This window comes from Gordonia hankookensis (assembly GCF_014673215.1).
GTDB lineage: Bacteria > Actinomycetota > Actinomycetes > Mycobacteriales > Mycobacteriaceae > Gordonia > Gordonia hankookensis.
This window is the reverse complement of the sequence record NZ_JACWMS010000003.1, coordinates 456,543-475,578: the sequence shown is the minus strand read 5'-3', so window position 1 is coordinate 475,578 and position 19,036 is coordinate 456,543. Positions and strand designations below refer to the sequence as shown.

Sequence of the window (19,036 nt, the reverse complement as noted above, 5' to 3'; positions counted from 1 at the left end):
TCGGCCCGGCAGGTCGCTCGTCGACCGGTCGGCTCAGCTCCCGAAGACGTTGATCGCGTTGCCGTACGCGCGCAATGACGCGATGGAGCCGTTGTACCGGTTGAGGTCGACCCGGGTGGGCACACCCGGCAGCCAGCCGGAGTCGGTGAACTGCCAGAACCTCCATGTCCGCCAGCCGCCCCGCGGCATCTCGGGTGCGCCGCGTCCGTTGTACGACGCGATCCAGAGCGGGTGGTCGCCGAACTCGCGGGTGGCGCCCATGGCGGTGTTCCAGAAGCGCGGATACGTGTAGAGGATCGTCTTTCGGCCGGTCAAGGGTTCGAGTACCGCGAAGAACTCCCTGACCCAGGCGGCGAGCGCACGAGGACCGAGACCCCCGGAATGTTCGAGATCGAGTACCGGCGGGAGGTCGAGGATACCGTTCTGGCCGAGCACGATCGTTGCGTAGAACGCCGCCTGCTGAGCCGCTGAACGGGTCGGGTCGGCATAGTGATACGTCCCACGGACGAGCCCGGCGGCCCGCATCGCCAGGCTGTCCTGGACGAAGTGCGGATTGACGTACCAGGTGGATTCGGTGGCCTTCACCATCGCCAGCTGCTGACCGGAGGCGCGCACCGCGGACCAGTTGATGGATGCGCCACCCGGATGCTGATGGCTGGAGACGTCCGGGCCGACCTGCGGAGCCCCGACGGCCACCGGGGCCGAACCCATCGCGCCGGCGAGTCCGACGGCGCCGGCGATGATTGTGGTCATGATCGATCGTCGGAGGATCACGGCTTCACGCTAGGGGAGATGGGCTGACCTCGCAGTCCGATTGGGTACTTCGATCGTGATCGGATGGGTAATGTCCCAGTCGTGCGCGCACACACGAGAGCCGGTGGGACGCTGGTGGCGGTGGTCATGGTGGTCTCGATCGTCGCGACGATGATCGTCGGAACTGCGTCGGCCGCGCCGGCTCCGGGTGCGCGGATCGGTTCCGTCCTGCAGGATTCCGCGCTGTCGTCGGGGCAGTTGCCGAGCGGTGCGGCACGCGGACATCGTCTGTTGTACGTCACGCGCGATCAGCACGGGAAGCAGGTCACCAGCACGGGCGCCCTCTATCTACCCGATGGGCGCCCGCCTGCCGGGGGTTGGCCCGTCTTCTCCTGGGCGCACGGCACCAGCGGCATCTCCGACAACTGCTCGCCCAGCGTGTCGTCAGGGGCGCGTCGCGACAAGCTCGAGCCGACGATCAGCAAAGCTCTGCGGTCGGGCTATGCGGTGACCGCCACCGACTATCCCGGTGTGGGGAGCGGGGGCGTCGCGGAGTATCTCGGGGGCCGCGCCGAGGGGTACTCGGTGATCGACATGATCCGCGCATCCAGGACCGTGGACCCGTCGGTGTCGCGGAGATGGGTGTCGAGCGGCCATTCGCAGGGTGGGCACTCGGCGATCTGGGCGGCACGGCTGGCACCGCGGTACGCGCCGGACCTGCCGTTGCTCGGCACCGTTGCCTTTGCGCCTGCGTCGAACATCGAACGCGTCGTGCCGCTGATGGCGCCGGGGGTCGGCGACCTCGGAAGGTTCAACGCCTTCAGTGGACTGATCCTCTACATCCTGTCCGGACTCGACCATGCACGACCCGATCTGCACGTCACGGGATATCTGACCCAGGCGGGACGGACGTGGCTCGGCCGGGCGCAGCACATGTGTGTGGGTGAACTCGGCACGGCTCTCGTCGGTGTGCCGCCGGGCACCCTGGTGGCCAAGCCGTTCACCGACCCGAAGTTCATCGCTGCGCTCGCCGACTATCTGGCGGTGCCACCCGGCGGGTATCGCACTCCTGTGCGGATCGAGCACGGCGTGTCCGACACCACCGTCCCGTTTCCGCTCAGTCTCGCTCTGACATCGCAGATGCGTTCGGCCGGAACGGATGTGCCACTCATTCCGTATCCCGGTGTCAACCACATGCAGGTGGTGACGGCAGGCATCCCGGATGCGTTCCGGGCGATCAACGGATACTTCGGCCGGTCGTAGGGCGACTCTTCCACCGCCGATCGGGCACGGCTGCGCCGATGAGCACGAAATCCCCGTCGATCGTGCGCCCTCGAGGTGGCTGCGAGGGGCCGCGACGATGGGTTGCCGAGACCCCGTTGCTAGGGTCTACAGAGTGGCACCTTCGAACCCGTCTGCGCTGATCAACGCGGACCGTATCAGCAAGAGTTTCGGCATCAAACCCTTGCTCGAGTCCGTGTCCCTCGGGGTTCACGAAGGTCAGCGGATCGGTGTCGTCGGCCTCAACGGCGGCGGTAAGACGACACTTCTCGAGATCTTGGGTGGCATCACCGAGCCCGACGGCGGTCGGGTGTCCCGGGCCGGCGACGTCCGGGTGTCGACGGTGACCCAGCGCGGCGAACTGCCTGCGGGTGCGACCGTCGCCGAAGTCGTCGTCGGTGGGCCGGAAGTGGCGGTTCACGAGTGGGCAGGTGACCCGCGAATCCGTGGCATCCTCAACGGCATCGGTATCGATGGTCTGCTCGACGCCCGGGTCGACGAACTCTCCGGTGGGCAGCGACGACGTGTCGGGCTCGCAACGGCTCTGGTGTCCGAGTCGGATCTGCTGATCCTCGACGAGCCGACCAACCACCTCGACGTCGAGGGCGTGCAGTGGCTGGCCGACCACCTGGTCGCCCGACGGAGCGCCCTGATCGTCGTCACCCACGACCGGTGGTTCCTGGACACGGTTGCGACTCGCACCTGGGAGGTCCACTCCGGCCGCGTCGACGAGTACGACGGTGGCTACAACGACTGGATCTTCGCCCGCGCCGAGCGCACCCGGCTGGCGGACACGATGGAGGAGCGTCGCCGCAACCTGGCCCGCAAGGAACTCGCGTGGCTCCGGCGCGGCCCGCCGGCGCGAACCTCCAAACCGCGCTATCGCATCGAGGCGGCCGAACGCCTCATCGCGGATGTCCCGCCGCCGCGTGACACCGTCACGCTCTCGGCCTTCGCCAAACGCCGTCTCGGGCGGGTGGTCGTCGAACTCGAAGACGCTCGGGTGACGACGCCGGCAGGCGACGTGCTGCTCGACGACCTGACCTGGCGGTTGACGCCCGGCGAGCGCATCGGCCTCGTCGGTGTCAACGGATCCGGGAAGACGACCCTGCTGCGTGCCCTGGCCGGTGAGATCGACATCGCCCCGGGGCGCCGCAAAGAGGGCACGACGGTCTCGATCGGCTGGCTGCGGCAGGAACTCGACGATCTCGATGAGGATCAGCGCGTACTCGACGCGGTAGAGGCGGTGGCGACACGGATAGTGCTGGGGGACAAGGAGATATCGGCGAGTCAGCTGGCCGAGCGCCTTGGTTTCACCCCCGCGCGCCAGCGCACGCCGGTGGGTGACCTGTCGGGTGGCGAACGACGACGGCTGCAGATGACCCGGGTGTTGATGGCCGAGCCCAACGTGTTGTTGCTCGATGAGCCGACCAACGATCTCGACATCGACACCCTGCAGCAACTCGAGGATCTCCTCGACGGCTGGGCGGGCACACTGGTGGTGATCAGTCACGACCGGTATCTGATCGAACGGATCTGCGACAGCACATGGGCTCTGTTCGGCGATGGGAAGCTGACCAACCTGCCCGGCGGCATAGAGCAATATCTGCAGCGACGACGTGAGATCGCCTCCGCCGCACCGCGGCGCGCGGCGATGTCGAACGTCTCGGGTGCGTCGACCGCCTCGACCGCACCTGCCCCCGCGATCAGCGCCAGTGAACATCGGGATGCGCGCAAGGCGATGAACCGGCTGGAACGCCAGATACAGCAGCTGGACACGCGAGAGAGTCGCCTGCACGACCGATTACTCGATGCGGCAACTGACCCCGAGAAGCTGATGGAACTCAACGCGGAACTGAAAGACGTCGTGGAGGCCAAGGAGGCGGCGGAGGCGGAGTGGCTCGAGGTCGCCGAAAAGGTCGAGTGATGGAAGCCGACGGAGACCTCGTGTTACGGACATCCGGTGCCCAAGCGCGGGTGAGTCCACAGGGCGGCCGACTCACCTCCCTGCGCATCGCCGACGTCGAGCTCCTCCAGCAGGGCGAACCGTATGGATGCTTCCCGATGGTCCCGTGGTGTGGACGCATGCGGGACGGCGTCCTCGACTTCGGCGGCGTGCGTTATCGATTCGATCGCAACGATCCGCCCCACGCGCTCCACGGGATTGCGCGCGACCACCGCTGGGAGACGGAGACGTCCGGCACGGATCATGCGACGTTGAGCCGGAGTCTGGACCCACAGTGGCCGTTCGAGGGCACGGTCACCCAGGATTTCACCCTCACGCCCGGGGCATTGACGATGCGGTTGGGGGTCTCGTCGGCAGATACGCCCTTTCCCGCGCAAGCGGGTTGGCACCCGTGGTTCCGTCGCCACCCTGTGTCCGGCGAGTCCGGCCCTCTTGCAGTGGATTTCGCGCCGGCCTGGCAGGAAGAGCGCGGTCCCGACTACCTTCCGACCGGCACACGGCTGACGCCGCAGCCGCCACCGTGGGACGACTGTTTCGGTATGCCCTCGGGTGTCGACGTCACCCTGGATTGGCCCGACCTGCTGCGACTGCGGATACGTAGCGACGCGGAATGGGTGGTGATCTTCGACCATCGGCCGTTCGCGATCTGTGTGGAACCGCAATCCGGACCGCCCGACGGCCTGAACACGACGCCCCGGTTGGTGGCACCGGGACACGATCTGGTGGTCACCACGCGCTGGACGTGGTGAGGGCCGGGTCAGATCAGGTGTGCGCCACGGCCAGGCCGCACCCGACGAACCGTCGGGGTCGGATGTCCGGCGGCGGCGATCGCCGCAGGCAGGTCGGCGCAAATTCGTTCCGCCGCAGCGGCGGGGGCCAGTGCGATCACGGATCCGCCGAACCCACCGCCGGTCATCCGCGCACCGTGGGCGCCGAACTGCTGCGCGGTGACCGCGATGAGGTCGATGTGCGGAGTCGTGATCTCGAAGTCGTCGCGCATCGAGTCGTGTGAGGCGTTCATGAGTTCGCCGACCGCGGCGAAGTCCGCGAGCCGCAAGGCGGACGCGGCCGCGAGGACACGCGCGTTCTCGGTCAGGATGTGGCGTGCACGAGCCCGGTTCAGCCCTTCTGGCAGATCCTTCCAGGCGTCGTCGCGTGCCTCACGCAACGAGGCGACGCCGAGTTCGGCAGCCGCGGCCTCGCACGATGCACGCCTGGCCGCATACTCGCCGGCGGCGTGTCGGTGGGGTGCATGGGAGTCGATCACCAGCAGTTGTGCGGAATCCTCGACCGGCATCGGGACCGGCTCCACCTCGAGTGACCGGAAATCGATGAGCAGGGCGGTGTCCTGTTGCCCGAACAAGCTCGACAACTGGTCGAGCAGGCCGGTCGGGGCTCCCACGTAGTCGTTCTCCGCGTGTTGTGCGAGCCGCGCCAGTTCGTGTCGGGAAAGATCCAGGTCCGCGGTGATCGCCAGCAGCGCTGCGCATTCGAGCGCGGCAGACGACGACAGCCCGGCGCCGACCGGAACCGTGGATTCGACATGGAGACGGCCGCCCGCCACGTCGTGACCGGCGGTCCGGAGGGCCCAGACGCAGCCGGCGATGTATGCGCCCCAACCGGTGACGTCGCCCGGTGCGGTCGTCGGACCGATGGTGGCGACACCGGACTCGTCCCCGGATTCCGCGACGATCGTCCCGTCGCCGGTATCGGGTGCGAAATCAGCTGTGGTGCCCAGGTCCAGGGCGATCGGCAACGCGAATCCGAGGTTGTAGTCGGTGTGTTCGCCGATCAGGTTCACCCGGCCTGGGGCATAGCTCCGTATTCGCCTGTTGCTCACGCCATTACCTCACGTAGGTCGGCGGCGACGTCCTCGGGCGTCTTGTCGGTGACGAATGCATCGCGCCCCGATTCGGAACCGGCCAGGTACTTGAGCTTGTCGGCGCTGCGGCGCACGGAGAACAACTCGGCGTGGAGATAGCCTTCCGCCGAATCCGCCCGGTATTGGTGCCACGACGCGATATAGGGCAGCGGCCGACCGTAGAGCGCGTCGTAGGCGCGCAGCACCATGAGGTACACCCGCGCCAGATCGTCGGCCTCGTCGTCGGTGAGCTCGGAGAGTCGGCGGACGTGTCGCAGAGGATAGATGTGGACCTCGGCGGGCCAGCGGGCCGCGAACGGCACGAACGCCGCGGTGTGGGCGGTCTGGACGAGAATCCGCTCCCCGCTGCTCAATTCGCCGGCGAGGATCGATTCGAACAGGTCAGAACCGGTCTGGGCGCGATGTGTCGACGCGGCGCGCAGCATGGTCTCGGTCCGGTGTGTGCGGAACGGATACGCATAGATCTGACCGTGCGGATGTGTGAGGGTCACCCCGATCTCCTCGCCCCGGTTCTCGAAGCAGAAGACCTCTTCGACGCCGTCGCGCGCGAGCAGATCGTCGGTCCGCTGGGACCAGACGTCCACTACCAGCCGGGCACGCTCGGGCGTGAGCCCGGAAAACGAACCCTCGTGGTCGCTGCTGAAGCACACCACCTCACACCGGCCGTGACCGGGCGCCTCGACCATCAGATCGCCGGGCCGATCCGGGAGCCGGAAACCGCTGCCGGCATGTGCCGCCGCCAACGAGGGGAAACGATTCTCGAACACCACCACGTCGTAGTCGTCGGCGGGCACCTCACTGGAACGTCCGGAGGGGTCCGGGCAGAGCGGGCACATCCGTCGCGGCGGCTTGTAGGTCCGCTCCTGCCGTGCGGGAGCGATCATCACCCAGTCGCCGATCTGCGGGTCGCGTCGGACGCGGGTGGCCGAATCGTCCGGGCGCGCAGGGAGATCGCGATGGTCGATGCCGGGCACCGGCGGGTTCTCGGCGGTCGAGAAGAACAGGATCTGCCGGTCGTCGGCGAGGCTCGTCTGCTGCGGCGTCGGCAGCAGGCGCCCGACTCCGTCCTCGTTCGCACGATTGCCGGTCACAGATTCTGGGGTCACGTCATCAGGGGTCATCGAGGTATTCCTTCGGCGATGGTCAGCACGACGATGTCGGCGAGTTCGCTGCGTGCCGCGGCGGGCAGGCCGTCGTCGGTCACCAGTCGGTTGATGCGTCCGAACTCGGCGAACAGGTGCGCGCCGATCTCGCCGTACTTGGTGTGGTCAGCGAGCACGACCGTCGATCGCGCGGTGGTCAGGAGCTTGCGATTGGTCTCGGCCTCACCGAGATTGGGGGTGGTGACACCCGCGGATGGGTCGATGCCGTGGGTTCCGACAAAGGCCCGGTCGGTCCGGTAGTGCTCCAGTGCGGCATTGGCGATCGGCCCGACGAGGGCATCCGACGGTGTGCGCTGTCCACCGGTGAGCTGGACCCTCGCGGCGTCGAGATAGGAGTCCGATGGGTCGGTCAGCAACTCGAAGATCGAGACCGAGTTCGTCACCACGGAGATGTCGCGGCCGCGGAGCAATCGGGCCAGTTCCAGCGTGGTGGTACCGGCGCCGATCGCGACGGTCATGCCGTCCTCGATCAGTGGCAGTGCGGCCAGCGCGATGGCGCGCTTGGCATCCGGTTCGCGAGTCGCCTTGAGCGACGATGGCGGTTCGAGTCCTCGTCCGGTGAGGTCGCCGTCGGTCCGGACAGCGCCACCGTGGACCTTGCTCAGTTCCCCGTCGCTCTCGAGGTGGTCGAGATCGCGTCGGATGGTCATCTCGGAAACGCCCATCTCAGCGGCGAGGTCGGTGACCCGCACCGCTCCTCGGGAGACCACGGCGGCCAACACGTGTCCCCGGCGCTCCGCTGCAAGCATGGCGAGATATTAGCAGGAACGCACTAAAACGAACATCTAGTCACAATTCCGCACCGGTGTGGTGTTATCTTCTGTTAGTTTCTGACAGTCATCGACATGCCGAGCGCAACAAGGGGGTTGCCGTGCACCTGGCATCCGACTCCATTCTCCGGTTGAACACCGGGTGGATGGACTACGTCCTGATCGCCATCTACTTCGTTTTCGTTCTGGGGATCGGTTATCTCGCCCGCAGCCAGATCGCCACCAGCATGGACTTCTTCCTGTCCGGCCGACGGCTGCCCGCCTGGGTGACCGGTATCGCGTTCGTCTCGGCGAACCTCGGCGCGGTCGAGATCATGGGTATGTCCGCCAACGGCGCCCAGATCGGCCTGGCGACCATGCACTACTACTGGATCGGCGCTGTGCCGGCGATGGTCTTCCTCGGCCTCGTGATGATGCCGTTCTACTACGGCTCCAAGGTCCGCAGCGTCCCCGAGTTCATGCGCCGCCGGTTCGGTACCGGCGCGCACCTGGTCAACGCGCTCAGCTTCGCCGTCGCCCAGGTGCTCATCGCCGGCGTCAACCTGTTCCTGCTGGCGACCGTCATCAACGCGGTTCTCGGCTGGCCGCAATGGATCTCGCTCATTGTCGCGGCTGCTGTGGTGCTCACCTACACCGCGCTGGGCGGGTTGTCGGCGGCCATCTACAACGAGGTCCTGCAGTTCTTCGTGATCCTCGCCGCGCTGGTCCCGCTCACCGTCATCGGTCTGATCAAGGTCGGCGGCTGGAGCGGCCTCAAGGACAAGGTGATCGACACCCACGCGTCGGACGGAACGGTGACCGCCACGGTCCACGAGCAGTTGTCGTCGTGGCCGGGACAGGCACTGAGTGGGTTCTCCTCGCCGGTCTGGTCGGTCGTCGGCATCGTCTTCGGCCTGGGATTCGTGTTGTCGTTCGGCTACTGGACGACCAACTTCGTCGAGGTCCAGCGGGCCATGGCGTCCGACTCGATGTCGGCCGCGCGGCGCGCTCCGATCATCGGTGCCATCCCGAAGATGTTCATCCCGTTCGTGGTCGTCGTCCCCGGCATGATCTGCGCCGCGGCGATCGGCGACATGATCCACCTCAAGAACACCGGATCGGGCAACGGGATCACCTACAACGACGCCATGTTGCTCATGATGCGCGACATCTTGCCCAACGGATTGCTCGGCGTCGCGGTCGCGGGCCTCATCGCGTCGTTCATGGCGGGTATGGCGGCCAACGTGTCCGCCTTCAACACGGTCTTCAGCTACGACATCTGGCAGCAGTACGTGGTGAAGAACCGCGAGGACCACTACTACATCACGGTCGGACGGATCGCGACGGTCGCCGCGGTGTTGCTGGCGATCGGAACGGCAACCATCGCGTCGGGCTACTCCAACCTGATGGACTACCTCCAGACGCTCTTCGGGTTCTTCAATGCGCCGCTGTTCGCCACCTTCATCCTCGGCATGTTCTGGAAACGGATGACCCCGACGGCGGGTTGGGTGGGCCTCGTCAGCGGCACTTCGGCCGCGGTCGTGGTGTTCATCCTGCAGGAGACGGGCGTGATCGACCTCCCGGGGCAGGGGATGCCGTTCGTGGCCGCATCGATGGCCTTCATCGTCGACATCCTCGTCTCGGTGGTGGTCTCGTTGGTGACACGTCCGAAGCCCGAGTCCGAACTGAAGGGCTTCGTGTACTCGTTGACCGACAAGTCGACGCTGACGGGCGACGACAGCTCGACACCATGGATCGCGCGGCCGGTGCCGCTCGGCGCCGTGGTGATCGGCCTCGTCATCATCCTCAACATCGTCTTCCACTGACCGAACAGACCAGGAGCGTTCACCATGAGCGACAAGAAGACCCGAACCTTCGCGCGGCTGTTCGACATCCGCAACATCGTCGGTGCCCTGATGGGTATCTACGGTGTCATCCTGCTGATCGCCGGACTCGTGCCATCGAGTGCGGAGGCCGGCGCGGGTTCGACACAGCGCTCGACCGATCCGATCGACATGTCGGTGGGCAGCGGCGCCAACCTGTGGGTGGGTGCGATCCTGCTCGTCGTCGCCCTCATCTTCATCGGATGGGCGGCGTGGCGACCGCGATCGTGACGCGGCACAACTGACAGTTCCGATGTCGGGCCCGGTTCACCGGGTCCGACATCGGCGGTCAGCGGCGGATCGCCCCGTTCACCATCGCCGCGACGGCGATCGCGCCTGCCTGGTTGATGTGGTACGGGTACGCGATCCGGTTGGACAACGCGCTTTCGTACCATGGGCTGATCACATTGCAGGGATCGTGGCCGGCTGACAGCCGATTGGCGTCCACGAAGGTGCCGTCGACCTTGGTGGCGGCGCGGCGTAGCGCATCACCCGCACGATTGAAGACCTGATTCATCCACCGGACGTCGGGGTCACTGATGGGCACCATCGGCCAACAGCCGTGGTTTCCCATGAACCCGCCGATACCGACGACGATGATCTGTGCGCGGGGGGCCTGCCTGCGGATCGCACGCAGTGCGGGCGTCACGCGATTCTCCATCCGGGCGATACGCCAGCGGGCCTCACCGTTGAGCCGGGTGCGGCAGAAGCGGTCGGTGAGCGGTGCGGTGGTGCACTTGCCGACGAGCGCGCCCCAGCGCATGTCGTTGCCGCCGATGCTCACGCTCACCACCTGGGCATCCCGTGGGACCATCCGCACCTGCGGTGGCTTGTAGCCGGCGTTCGTCCGTTGCCCGGCGGTGTAGAGGTTCGGCGCCTGGGCACCCGCGCATGACGTGTCGACGAAGTGTCGGGGCAGCGCCAGCAGCGCGACGATCGCCGGGTAATTGGCCGCAGAGCGTTTGCATCCGAGGAAGTAGTCGGGCGTCGGGGTGAAGAAGCCGCCCGACGCCCGGGAATCACCCATCGCCACGTAGGTCCCGTTGGTGTACCGGACAGGTGTCGTATCCGGTGCGGCCTGAGCAGGTGGTGCCGCCACCACGCCGGCCAGAGCGGCGACAGTCGCCGCCATGGAGATCAGGATTGCAGGACCACCACGAAATACACGCCGACTCACCAGCACACCTCACAACGACAATTTGCTCTCTTCGATGCCCACCACCGCAGGTCATCAGGGATTGTATGCGAGGTCACACAGATCGGGTGCGGCAAGAGCAAACCTCGGCGTTCTCAGGCGATCCGGACGTGATCACATCGTCTGGCGAAATCGTCGATGAGCGAAGCTGTCCGCGCCGGCTGGATCAGCGGGAACAGATGGGCGGCACGGGGGATGATCCGCAGCTCAGCGCGGTCCGAGACAGCTCTGAATCGTTGCTCGTGGATGCGGAACTGGTCCCAACCGCCATTGATGAACTCGATCGGACCGGGGTACCGGGCGACCTCGGCGAGCGCATCGAAGTTCGACAACTCGCCGACCACGTCCCGGATCGAATGCAGAGCGAGGCCACCCGCCTCCATGTCCTCGGCGACCCGCGTGCCGACCGCGACCCGGGTGAGTCCCTTGCTGATCACGGCGGCCTGGCGTGGGAGAAATCCGGTCGCCGCGCCGAACGCCCGGAACGGTGCGGCGAGAAGCCGACTCGGCTGCGTCGTCGCGCACATCGCGACCAGGCCGGCGACCGCGTCCGGGTGTCTGCCTGCGACGGCCATCGAGACGTACCCGCCCAGTGACATTCCGGCCACCACCGCCGGTTCCCCGACGTCGCGCACCGCGCCCAGTACTGCCGTGACGGCATCGTCGATCGTGAAGGTCTCGGCGGACCGGGTGCCGTGACCGGGCAGATCAGGGGTGAGGACCGGCCGGTCGGTGATCTCCGCGGCAATCCGGTGGAGTGCGGCACCACTGACCCGGAGGCCGTGGACGAGGACGACGGGAACGGGCGACACCTCACGCGATGGGCTCATCGGGAGCCAGTATGCCCGCCACCGCTCGCCCTGTCGCGGTCACACAGCCGTCATGCCCTCCTGATCAGGTCGTGGGCACCTCGACCGTGCGGTCTATCGCGACGGCGTCGAGGAAGCCGGCGTCGTGTGAGACCACCAGCAGCGCACCCGACCACTCCCGGATCGCGTCGACCAGTTCCTCGGTGGTGTCGATGTCGAGATTGTTGGTCGGCTCGTCGAGGATGAGGAGCTTGGGGGTCGGGTCCGCGATCAACGCCGTGGCCAGCGCGACCCGGAGTCGTTCTCCGCCCGAGAGTTCGCGCAGCGCCCGGTCGGCGCGGGCGCCCCGGAACAGGAACCGTGCGAGGTGTGCGCGCACGTCCTGGATCGGGATGTCGGGGTGGGCGTCGGCGACCGCCTGCGCGATGGATCTCCGGTCGTCGTCGAACACGATCCGCTGCGGCACATAGGCATACGGCACCACCACATGGCCGGTCGCAATGAGGTCGGAGATCAAGGTGGTCTTCCCGGATCCGTTGCGTCCGGTCAATGCGATGCGCTCGGGTCCGTCGATCCGCAATCGCTCGTCGTCGATCACCTGTGCGCGTGAGGAGATCTCGACCGGTGGCATGGTGATTCGTGCCGTGCGGTCGTCCCGGATCTCCTCACGCGCCGCGTCGAGCCGGCTGGTCGCCGCGGACACATCGTCGCGATGCGCATTGCGCAGCTTGCCCGCCGATACCTGGGCCGCATCGCGACGCAGGTGGGCGATGATCTTCGGCACCCGCTTCTCTCGTTCGGCGGTCGCCGCGGTGCGCGCCCGTCGATCGAGCTTGATCTGCGCCTCCACCATCTCGCGACGCTGCTTGCGTACGTCGTTGGCGGCGGTCGCGACCGCCGCCTCGGCAGACTCCTGCTCGGCGTCGAGGGTGTTCCGGTACAGCGAGTAGGGGCCACCGAAGAGTCTGATGCCACCCCGGTACAGCTCGAGTGTGGCATCCACGCGCTCGAGGAGTTCGAGATCGTGGCTGACCACCACGACCGTTCCCGAGAATCGGCCGATCACGTCGAACAGCCTTGTGCGCGAGGCACTGTCGAGATTGTTGGTGGGCTCGTCGAGGAGTAGCACCGCCGGTCGGCGGATCAGCTGGGCGACGATCGCGAGGAGGGTGGCCTCGCCCCCGGAGAGCGCTCCGATCCTCCGGTCGAGATCCGTGGGCAGTCCGAGCGCCGACAACTGGCCGACCGCCCGGTCCTCGACATCCCAATCGTCGCCGACGGTGCCGAAGTCCTGCTCGTCGACCGACCCGCCTTCGATCCGCCGCAGGGCGGAACGGATCTCGTCGATGCCCAGGACGGTGGCCACCGAGAGGTCGGGGTCGTCGTAGGGATGCTGGCCGACCATGCCGACGTCGCCACGGACCGAGACGCTGCCGCGCTGTGGGGTCAGCTCCCCGGCGATGAGACGCAGCAGGGTGCTCTTTCCTGCACCGTTCGCGCCCACCAGTGAATAGACTGCGTCCGAGACGCTCAACGAGATCTGGTCGAAGACGACGGTGCCGTCGGGCCAGGCGAATGCCACGTCGGACAGGGCTATCGAGGGATTCGGCTGAGTGCCGGACACTGAAGATGCAGTCATGAGCAGACTCCTGAGGTGGTGGGCGATGGCCTGCCGATGCCAGAGCACGGCGGCGGTTTCGGGCCTACCTCAGATGTTCATGACTGCGACATCACTCCTCGGGTCGTACGGTGTCGGCGTGCCGACGTCGCCGTCCACGGTAGCGCGGAGGGCTGTGTTTGCCAACCGCATTTCCGTCGCCCGCCGACGTCCCGCGACGATGACGGCCCGGCGAGGCAGCTACCGTGGCCCCATGTCGTTCATTCGGACCTCGGTCGTCAACGGTGTCGGTGAGATCATCCTCGACCGGCCAAGGGCCCTCAACGCCCTGGATCAGACCATGATCGACGACATGCACCGCGTGCTCACCGAATGGGAGGACGACGACGGCATCGAAACGGTGCTCGTCACCTCCGCAAGCGATCGCGCCTTCTGTGCCGGCGGCGACATCCGGGCGATCCGCGAACATGCGGTCGCGGGAGAGCACGATGCGGTCACGCAGTACTTCGCCGCCGAGTACCGGCTCGACCAGCTGGTGGCGAACTATGCGAAGCCGTATGTGGCGGTCATCGACGGGGCGGCCATGGGCGGTGGCCTCGGGATCAGCGTGCACGGTGAGGTGCGGGTGGTGAGCGAGAAGGCCGTGATCGCCATGCCGGAGACCGCGATCGGGTTCTTCCCCGACATCGGCGCGACGTACTTCTTGCCCCGCCTGCCAGAAGGGGTCGGGATGTGGCTGGGGATGACCGGTGCCCGGATCCGCGGCGCCGACGCGGTGGAGGTCGGCCTGGCCACCCATTTCGTCGAGTCCGCCGACCTCGGTGAGGTCACCGACCGAGTACGTGACGGGGAGCCGCTCGTCGAGGTCCTCGCCGGCCATCATGATCGTCCGGCGCCGGAGATCCCGTTACGCAAGGTGGGTGAGTACTTCGCCGACGAGAACGTCTCGGCGATCATCGGAGGTCTCAAGGGTGCGGTCGGCGACGAATGGGCAACCGAGATGGTCGATCTGATCGAGCAGGCTTCCCCGACCAGTCTGTGGGTCACCGCAGCGATGATCGAAGCAGGCGCACGATCCACTCTCGACGAGTGCTTCGACCGGGAACTCCATGCCGCCGAACAGATCACCCGGACCGGCGACTTCGCTGAGGGTGTGCGCGCGGTCCTCGTGGACAAGGACCGGCGGCCCGAGTTCGCGCCGGGTTCGGTCGACGATGTCGACCCGGATGTGGTGGCGCGCATCGTCGGGATGGTGTGACCGGCGGTGTCACGGTGTCAGTTCGAACCACCCGGACAGGGTGACGCCGGGCGGTGAGCCGATCGCGGTGGGCGTCGTCGATGAGGTGGGGTTGCCTGGTGATGCCGGCGTCGATTCGTCGGCGTCATAGGTGACGTCGTCGTCGGGCGCGAACGGGTTGGCGTCGTTGCGCGTGGCCCGCTGACAGGTGAATGACGCGGCCGCGCGTCGCGACGACATCGCGGTGATGGTCAGCGGGCACGAGTTCGAGTGGTAGTAGGCGCCGTCCACGGAGACGCCGATCGCGGCGTTGATCGGTTTCGACAACGGTCCGACGGTCGGCCGGCTGGAGCCGATCGGCGGCAGCACACCGCCGGTGAGGTCGCTTGCCAGGAACTCGACCTGTGCGCCGTCGGTGCCAGGTCCCTTGAACGCGAACAGCAGGGTGTCGGGCGGCACTTCCGGGCGCGGATTACCCCACTTGCTGAACCCGAGACACTCGGTGTCGCCGTCGCCCACCACGGCCGAGGCCGGGGTGCCCGTGGGGTTGCCCCGATCGGTATCGGGGGAGTCGACCATCGCCACTCGTAGTGCGCCGGAACGGAAGTCGAGGTCGGCCCCGGTGCGGTCGATCCGGCCGGATTCGGGCGTCTCGCTGCATTCGGCGGCGTCCAGATGGGCGGACGCGGTTGGAGTGGGTGACGCCGACGATGAGGTCGGCGTGTCGTGGCTGTCGCCGGTGCCGCAGGCGGCGATGACCGACACGGCCGCGGTTGCCGCGAGTAACCAGGCGGTGCGGCGGGCCGTCGGGGTCACCACGAAATCAGTCCGCTGCTGCGACAAGGGGTTCGAGGGTGAGGTCGGGGTGCTCCTTCTCGATGTACTGCAGTCGCCACTTGTCACTGAACAGCGCCAGCAGTGCACCGTCGCTGCGGGTGAAGACCTCTACGCCGCGCTGCCGGCCGAGTTCTGCCGCGCTCTCGGCGTCGGTACGTCGTGCCAGGCTGTAGCCGAGCGGCTCGATGGTGGTGGCGACGTTGAACTCCGACTTCATCCGTGCGGTGACCACCTCGAATTGCATCGGGCCGACGGCAGCGAGGACCGGGGAGGCGTCGCCGCGCAGGTCGTTGCGCAGGACCTGGACCACGCCCTCGCTGTCGAGCTGGTCCATCGCCTTGCGGAACTGCTTGTACTTGTCTGCCGTGTTCACCCGCAGCGCCGAGAAGTGTTCCGGCGCAAAGGACGGGATCGGGGGGAACTGGACCCGGGGATCGGTGAACAGGGTGTCGCCCGGTGCGAGGGCCGTCGCATTGACGAGACCGACCACATCGCCGGGGTAGGCCTGGTCCACGGTCGACCGATCGCGACCGAAGACCGCCTGGGCATATTTGGTGGCGAACGGTTTTCCGGTCTGCGCGTGGGTCACCACCATGCCGCGTTCGAACTCGCCGGAGACGATCCGCATGTACGCCAGGCGATCCCGATGACTCGCGTCCATCCCGGCCTGCACCTTGAACACGACCGCACTGAACGGTTCGGTGACCTCACGCACGGTGCCGTCGACGTCCGCGCGCCCGGTCGGCGGGGGTGCGAGTTCGACCAGCGTCTCGAGCAGCTGGCGCACACCGAAATTGAGCATCGCAGACGCGAAGATCATCGGTGATGTCTGACCGGCGAGGAACATCTCCTGGTCGTGGTCCTGGCCCATCTCGGTGAGCAGTTCGCTCTCCTCGAGGGCGGTGGTCCACTCGTCGCCCTCCCGCGCGGCCGCGTCGTCGGCACCCATGATCTCCTCGGGGGCCACCTTCGCGCCGCCGGCGGTGCGGGTGAAGCGGATGTACTCGCCGGTGCGACGGTCCAGGAGGCCGCGGAAGTCGCCGGCGATGCCCACCGGGAAGTGCAGCGGTGTCGGCGTGAGGCCGATGCGCTCGGTGATCTCGTCGATCAGCTCGAGGGGGGTCTGGCCGGGACGGTCCCACTTGTTGATGACGGTGATGACCGGGATGCCCCGGTGACGGCATACCTGGAACAGCTTGAGCGTCTGTGGCTCGAGTCCCTTAGCAGCGTCGATGAGCATCACGGCGGCATCGACGGCGGTGAGGACGCGATAGGTGTCCTCGGAGAAGTCGGCGTGACCCGGGGTGTCGACCAGGTTGATCACGTTGGGCAGGTCGTCGAGGCCGTGTTCGCCGACGAAGTTGAACTGCAATGCGGTGGAGCTGACCGAGATGCCGCGGGCCTTCTCCATCTCCATCCAGTCCGAGACCGTGGACTTGCGGCCCGCCTTCCCGTGGATGGCGCCTGCCTCGCTGATCATCCGGGCGTGCAGCGCCAGCGCCTCGGTCATCGTCGACTTGCCCGCGTCCGGATGCGAGATGATCGCGAAGGTGCGACGGCGGCTCGCTTCGCGGGCGACGGCTTCAGAACTCACTCGAGAAGGCTACCGTTCGGGCGCTGGCCAGGCCAAAACCCTGCGCTTCGTTGAAGGTTGTGCCCGGGTCCGGCACAACCTTCAACGAACACGCCCAAGGGGAACCGCCGTCGATGCGAATGCGTCGAATCCCCGTGACAGTACGAGACCGGATCAGTGCGTTCCTGGCATCGCACGACGGCGTGATCACGACGGCGCAGGCGCTCGCATGTGGCCTGAGTCGATCGGGGATTCAGCGCCGCGTCACCTCCGGCGAATGGCTGCGTGTCACGACCGGCGTGTTCATGGCCTCCGATCATCAGCGAAATGCGCGCACCCGGGTGCGTGTGGCAACGCTCTCGGTGGGGCCTGCGGCGGTGTCGGGGGCCGGTGCGGCGGCGTGGTGGCACGGGCTCGTCGACACATTTCCCAGCCAGATCACCGTGTTCACGGGGACGTGGGGGCGTCATCCCCGAGCGCCCGCTGGTGTGAGAATCGCTCATCGGACTCTCGATCCGGTGGACATTGTCGAGGTGGCGGGCCTGCTCGTGACCGGAGTGGCATTGACCGTGTTGGATGCCGCGGGCGAGTGTGGTCCGAAGGTCATCGACGATGCCCTCCTGCTGAGAAAGGTGAAGCTCGAGCAGCTGTCGGCCGCCCACGCGCGGTACAGGTCACGCAGAGGTGCGTCGGAAACCTCCCGGCGGTTGGCCGTATTGGCGTCGGGTGCACGGTCGGAGGCCGAACGGGTGACGGTGGACCTGTTCCGGGCCGGCGGGATCACGGGCTGGCGCGCGAACACGGAGGTGTGTGGCCATCTGGCCGACTTCGTCTTCGACGAGAAGCGGGTGGTCGTCGAGATCGATGGGTCCGCGCACCACCGGGACGCGAAGACGTTTCAGCGTGACCGGACGAAGCGAAACGCGTGGATCGCGGCAGGCTGGAATGCGCTGAACTTCACCTGGGACGACATCACGAGCAGGGGTGGGGAGGTGGTGGCCCAGGTGGGTGCAGTCGTGGGTTGAATCCTGTGCCTGATACCGGCGCAGGATTCAACGGACAGATCACTCGAACGGAACAGGCGGCAGTTTGACGACCTGCGACGCATAGCTGAGCCCGGCGCCGTAGCCGAGGAGCAGAGCCGTCTCGCCGGGCTTCGCGGCGCCGGTCGACAACAGTTCCTCCATCGCCAGCGGGATCGATGCCGCGGAGGTGTTGCCGGTGTGCTCGATGTCGTTGGCGACGACGGTACCTTCGCGCAGTTTCAGGTTCTTGGCGAGCAGGTCGTTGATGCGCGAGTTCGCCTGGTGCGGGACGAAGACGTCCAGATCCTCGGCGCCGACCTTCGCCGCGTCGAGGGCGCGCTGGGCGACCTTGCCCATCTCGAAGGCAGCCCATCGGAACACCGCGGTGCCCTCCATGCGCAGGTACGGGCGCTGGGTGCGGTCGCTGTCGAGGAAGGTCACCCAGTCGATGTCCTGGCGGATCGCGTTGAACTGCGAACCGTCGCTGCCCCAGATCACAGGACCGAGCTGCTGATCCTCGGTCGGCCCGACGACGACGGCACCCGCGCCGTCGCCGAAGATGAAGCAGTTGGTGCGGTCGGTCATGTCCATCGTGATCGACAGCTGTTCGGCGCCGATGACGAGGACATGTGTCGCACTGCCGCCGCGGATCATGTCCGACGCAACGGCCATGCCGTAACCGAAGCCGGCGCAGCCGACCGTGATGTCGAAGGACGGGACGCCGTTGGCGCCGAGCTCGGTCGCGACCTTGGTGGCGCCTGCGGGGGTCAGCAAGAGGTGGGTGTTGGTCGCCAGGATCACGGCGTCGATATCGGATCCCGAGAGCAGCGCATTGGCGATGGCCTTGCGGCCGGCGTTGACCGACATCTCCATCACGGTCTCGTCGCGCCGCGCGAAGCGTCGCGTCTTGATCCCGGTGCGGGTGTAGATCCACTCGTCGGAGGAATCGATCTGCTCGCAGATCTCGTCGTTGGTGACCACCCGCTCGGGGCGGTACGCGCCGATGCCGAGCATGCCGATGTTGTTGATCCCGGCAGTGTCTGCAATGACAGCCATGAGTGTCCC

Annotated in this window: 17 protein-coding genes; 7 read left to right on the top strand and 10 right to left on the bottom strand. The window is 67.0% G+C overall.

Annotation, left to right across the window (positions count from 1 at the left end; all coding sequences use genetic code 11):
* Window positions 1–33: 33 nt before the first annotated feature.
* Entirely contained in the window at window positions 34–753 is a 720-nt protein-coding gene (locus IDF66_RS16665) for a glycoside hydrolase family 25 protein (protein ID WP_190267804.1), read from the bottom strand.
* A gap of 84 nt (window positions 754–837) precedes the next feature.
* Here IDF66_RS16665 and IDF66_RS16660 point away from each other — a divergent pair, with 84 nt between their 5' ends.
* From IDF66_RS16660 to IDF66_RS16650, 3 genes are all read left to right on the top strand, one after another.
* Window positions 838–2,016 carry a lipase family protein gene (locus IDF66_RS16660; protein ID WP_223309718.1) on the top strand — a complete coding sequence of 393 codons (1,179 nt, stop codon included), beginning with the start codon at window positions 838–840 and terminating at the stop codon, window positions 2,014–2,016.
* 97 nt (window positions 2,017–2,113) lie between these two features.
* Window positions 2,114–3,961: an ABC-F family ATP-binding cassette domain-containing protein gene (locus tag IDF66_RS16655; protein WP_223309717.1), complete on the top strand. Its 1,848-nt coding sequence runs from the start codon at window positions 2,114–2,116 to the stop codon at window positions 3,959–3,961.
* On the top strand, window positions 3,961–4,749 hold the full coding sequence (locus IDF66_RS16650) for an aldose epimerase family protein (protein ID WP_190267802.1): 789 nt from the start codon (window positions 3,961–3,963) through the stop codon (window positions 4,747–4,749). The genes IDF66_RS16655 and IDF66_RS16650 overlap by 1 nt, the downstream gene beginning before the upstream one ends.
* Before the next feature lie 8 nt (window positions 4,750–4,757).
* Here the strand turns inward: IDF66_RS16650 and galK are convergent, their stop codons facing one another.
* From galK to IDF66_RS16635, 3 genes are read right to left on the bottom strand one after another with little or no spacing between them, the layout of a single operon-like run.
* Window positions 4,758–5,840 carry a galactokinase gene (gene galK / locus IDF66_RS16645; RefSeq protein ID WP_190267801.1) on the bottom strand — a complete coding sequence of 361 codons (1,083 nt, stop codon included), beginning with the start codon at window positions 5,838–5,840 and terminating at the stop codon, window positions 4,758–4,760.
* The gene (gene galT, locus IDF66_RS16640) at window positions 5,837–7,003 is read right to left on the bottom strand and encodes a galactose-1-phosphate uridylyltransferase (RefSeq protein ID WP_190267800.1); all 1,167 of its coding nucleotides are present in this window, start codon (window positions 7,001–7,003) and stop codon (window positions 5,837–5,839) included. Before galT ends, galK begins: the two co-directional genes overlap by 4 nt.
* On the bottom strand, window positions 7,000–7,794 hold the full coding sequence (locus IDF66_RS16635; protein WP_190267799.1) for a DeoR/GlpR family DNA-binding transcription regulator: 795 nt from the start codon (window positions 7,792–7,794) through the stop codon (window positions 7,000–7,002). Before IDF66_RS16635 ends, galT begins: the two co-directional genes overlap by 4 nt.
* A gap of 122 nt (window positions 7,795–7,916) precedes the next feature.
* On the opposite strand from IDF66_RS16635, the gene IDF66_RS16630 reads away from it, so the two are divergent.
* Entirely contained in the window at window positions 7,917–9,620 is a 1,704-nt protein-coding gene (locus IDF66_RS16630; protein WP_164306848.1) for a sodium:solute symporter family protein, read from the top strand.
* A 24-nt stretch (window positions 9,621–9,644) separates the two neighbouring features.
* Entirely contained in the window at window positions 9,645–9,908 is a 264-nt protein-coding gene (locus IDF66_RS16625; RefSeq protein ID WP_164306849.1) for a hypothetical protein, read from the top strand.
* A 58-nt stretch (window positions 9,909–9,966) separates the two neighbouring features.
* On the opposite strand, the gene IDF66_RS16620 is transcribed toward IDF66_RS16625, so the two are convergent.
* The 3 genes from IDF66_RS16620 to IDF66_RS16610 all read right to left on the bottom strand — a co-directional run bounded on the left by IDF66_RS16620 (window position 9,967) and on the right by IDF66_RS16610 (window position 13,320).
* Window positions 9,967–10,809, bottom strand: a complete 843-nt coding sequence (locus IDF66_RS16620) for an SGNH/GDSL hydrolase family protein (protein ID WP_190267798.1) — start codon at window positions 10,807–10,809, stop codon at window positions 9,967–9,969.
* Window positions 10,810–10,967: 158 nt separating this feature from the next.
* Complete coding sequence (locus tag IDF66_RS16615) at window positions 10,968–11,702, bottom strand: alpha/beta fold hydrolase (RefSeq protein ID WP_190267797.1); 735 nt, start codon at window positions 11,700–11,702, stop codon at window positions 10,968–10,970.
* A gap of 64 nt (window positions 11,703–11,766) precedes the next feature.
* Entirely contained in the window at window positions 11,767–13,320 is a 1,554-nt protein-coding gene (locus tag IDF66_RS16610) for an ABC-F family ATP-binding cassette domain-containing protein (RefSeq protein ID WP_190267796.1), read from the bottom strand.
* Between the two features lie 232 nt (window positions 13,321–13,552).
* On the opposite strand from IDF66_RS16610, the gene IDF66_RS16605 reads away from it, so the two are divergent.
* Window positions 13,553–14,557 (top strand): enoyl-CoA hydratase/isomerase family protein, encoded by a 1,005-nt coding sequence (locus tag IDF66_RS16605; protein ID WP_190267795.1) that lies wholly within the window; start codon window positions 13,553–13,555, stop codon window positions 14,555–14,557.
* Window positions 14,558–14,566: 9 nt separating this feature from the next.
* Here IDF66_RS16605 and IDF66_RS16600 read toward each other — a convergent pair whose 3' ends face one another.
* Together IDF66_RS16600 and IDF66_RS16595 are read right to left on the bottom strand one after the other, a co-directional pair.
* On the bottom strand, window positions 14,567–15,355 hold the full coding sequence (locus tag IDF66_RS16600) for a hypothetical protein (protein WP_223309716.1): 789 nt from the start codon (window positions 15,353–15,355) through the stop codon (window positions 14,567–14,569).
* Window positions 15,356–15,359: 4 nt separating this feature from the next.
* Window positions 15,360–16,967, bottom strand: a complete 1,608-nt coding sequence (locus IDF66_RS16595) for a peptide chain release factor 3 (protein ID WP_164306854.1) — start codon at window positions 16,965–16,967, stop codon at window positions 15,360–15,362.
* A gap of 134 nt (window positions 16,968–17,101) precedes the next feature.
* Between IDF66_RS16595 and IDF66_RS16590 the strand changes: the two genes are divergently transcribed.
* Window positions 17,102–17,971 carry a type IV toxin-antitoxin system AbiEi family antitoxin domain-containing protein gene (locus IDF66_RS16590; protein ID WP_317628736.1) on the top strand — a complete coding sequence of 290 codons (870 nt, stop codon included), beginning with the start codon at window positions 17,102–17,104 and terminating at the stop codon, window positions 17,969–17,971.
* Window positions 17,972–18,010: 39 nt separating this feature from the next.
* On the opposite strand, the gene IDF66_RS16585 is transcribed toward IDF66_RS16590, so the two are convergent.
* Entirely contained in the window at window positions 18,011–19,027 is a 1,017-nt protein-coding gene (locus IDF66_RS16585) for a beta-ketoacyl-ACP synthase III (protein ID WP_164306855.1), read from the bottom strand.
* Window positions 19,028–19,036 lie beyond the last annotated feature (9 nt).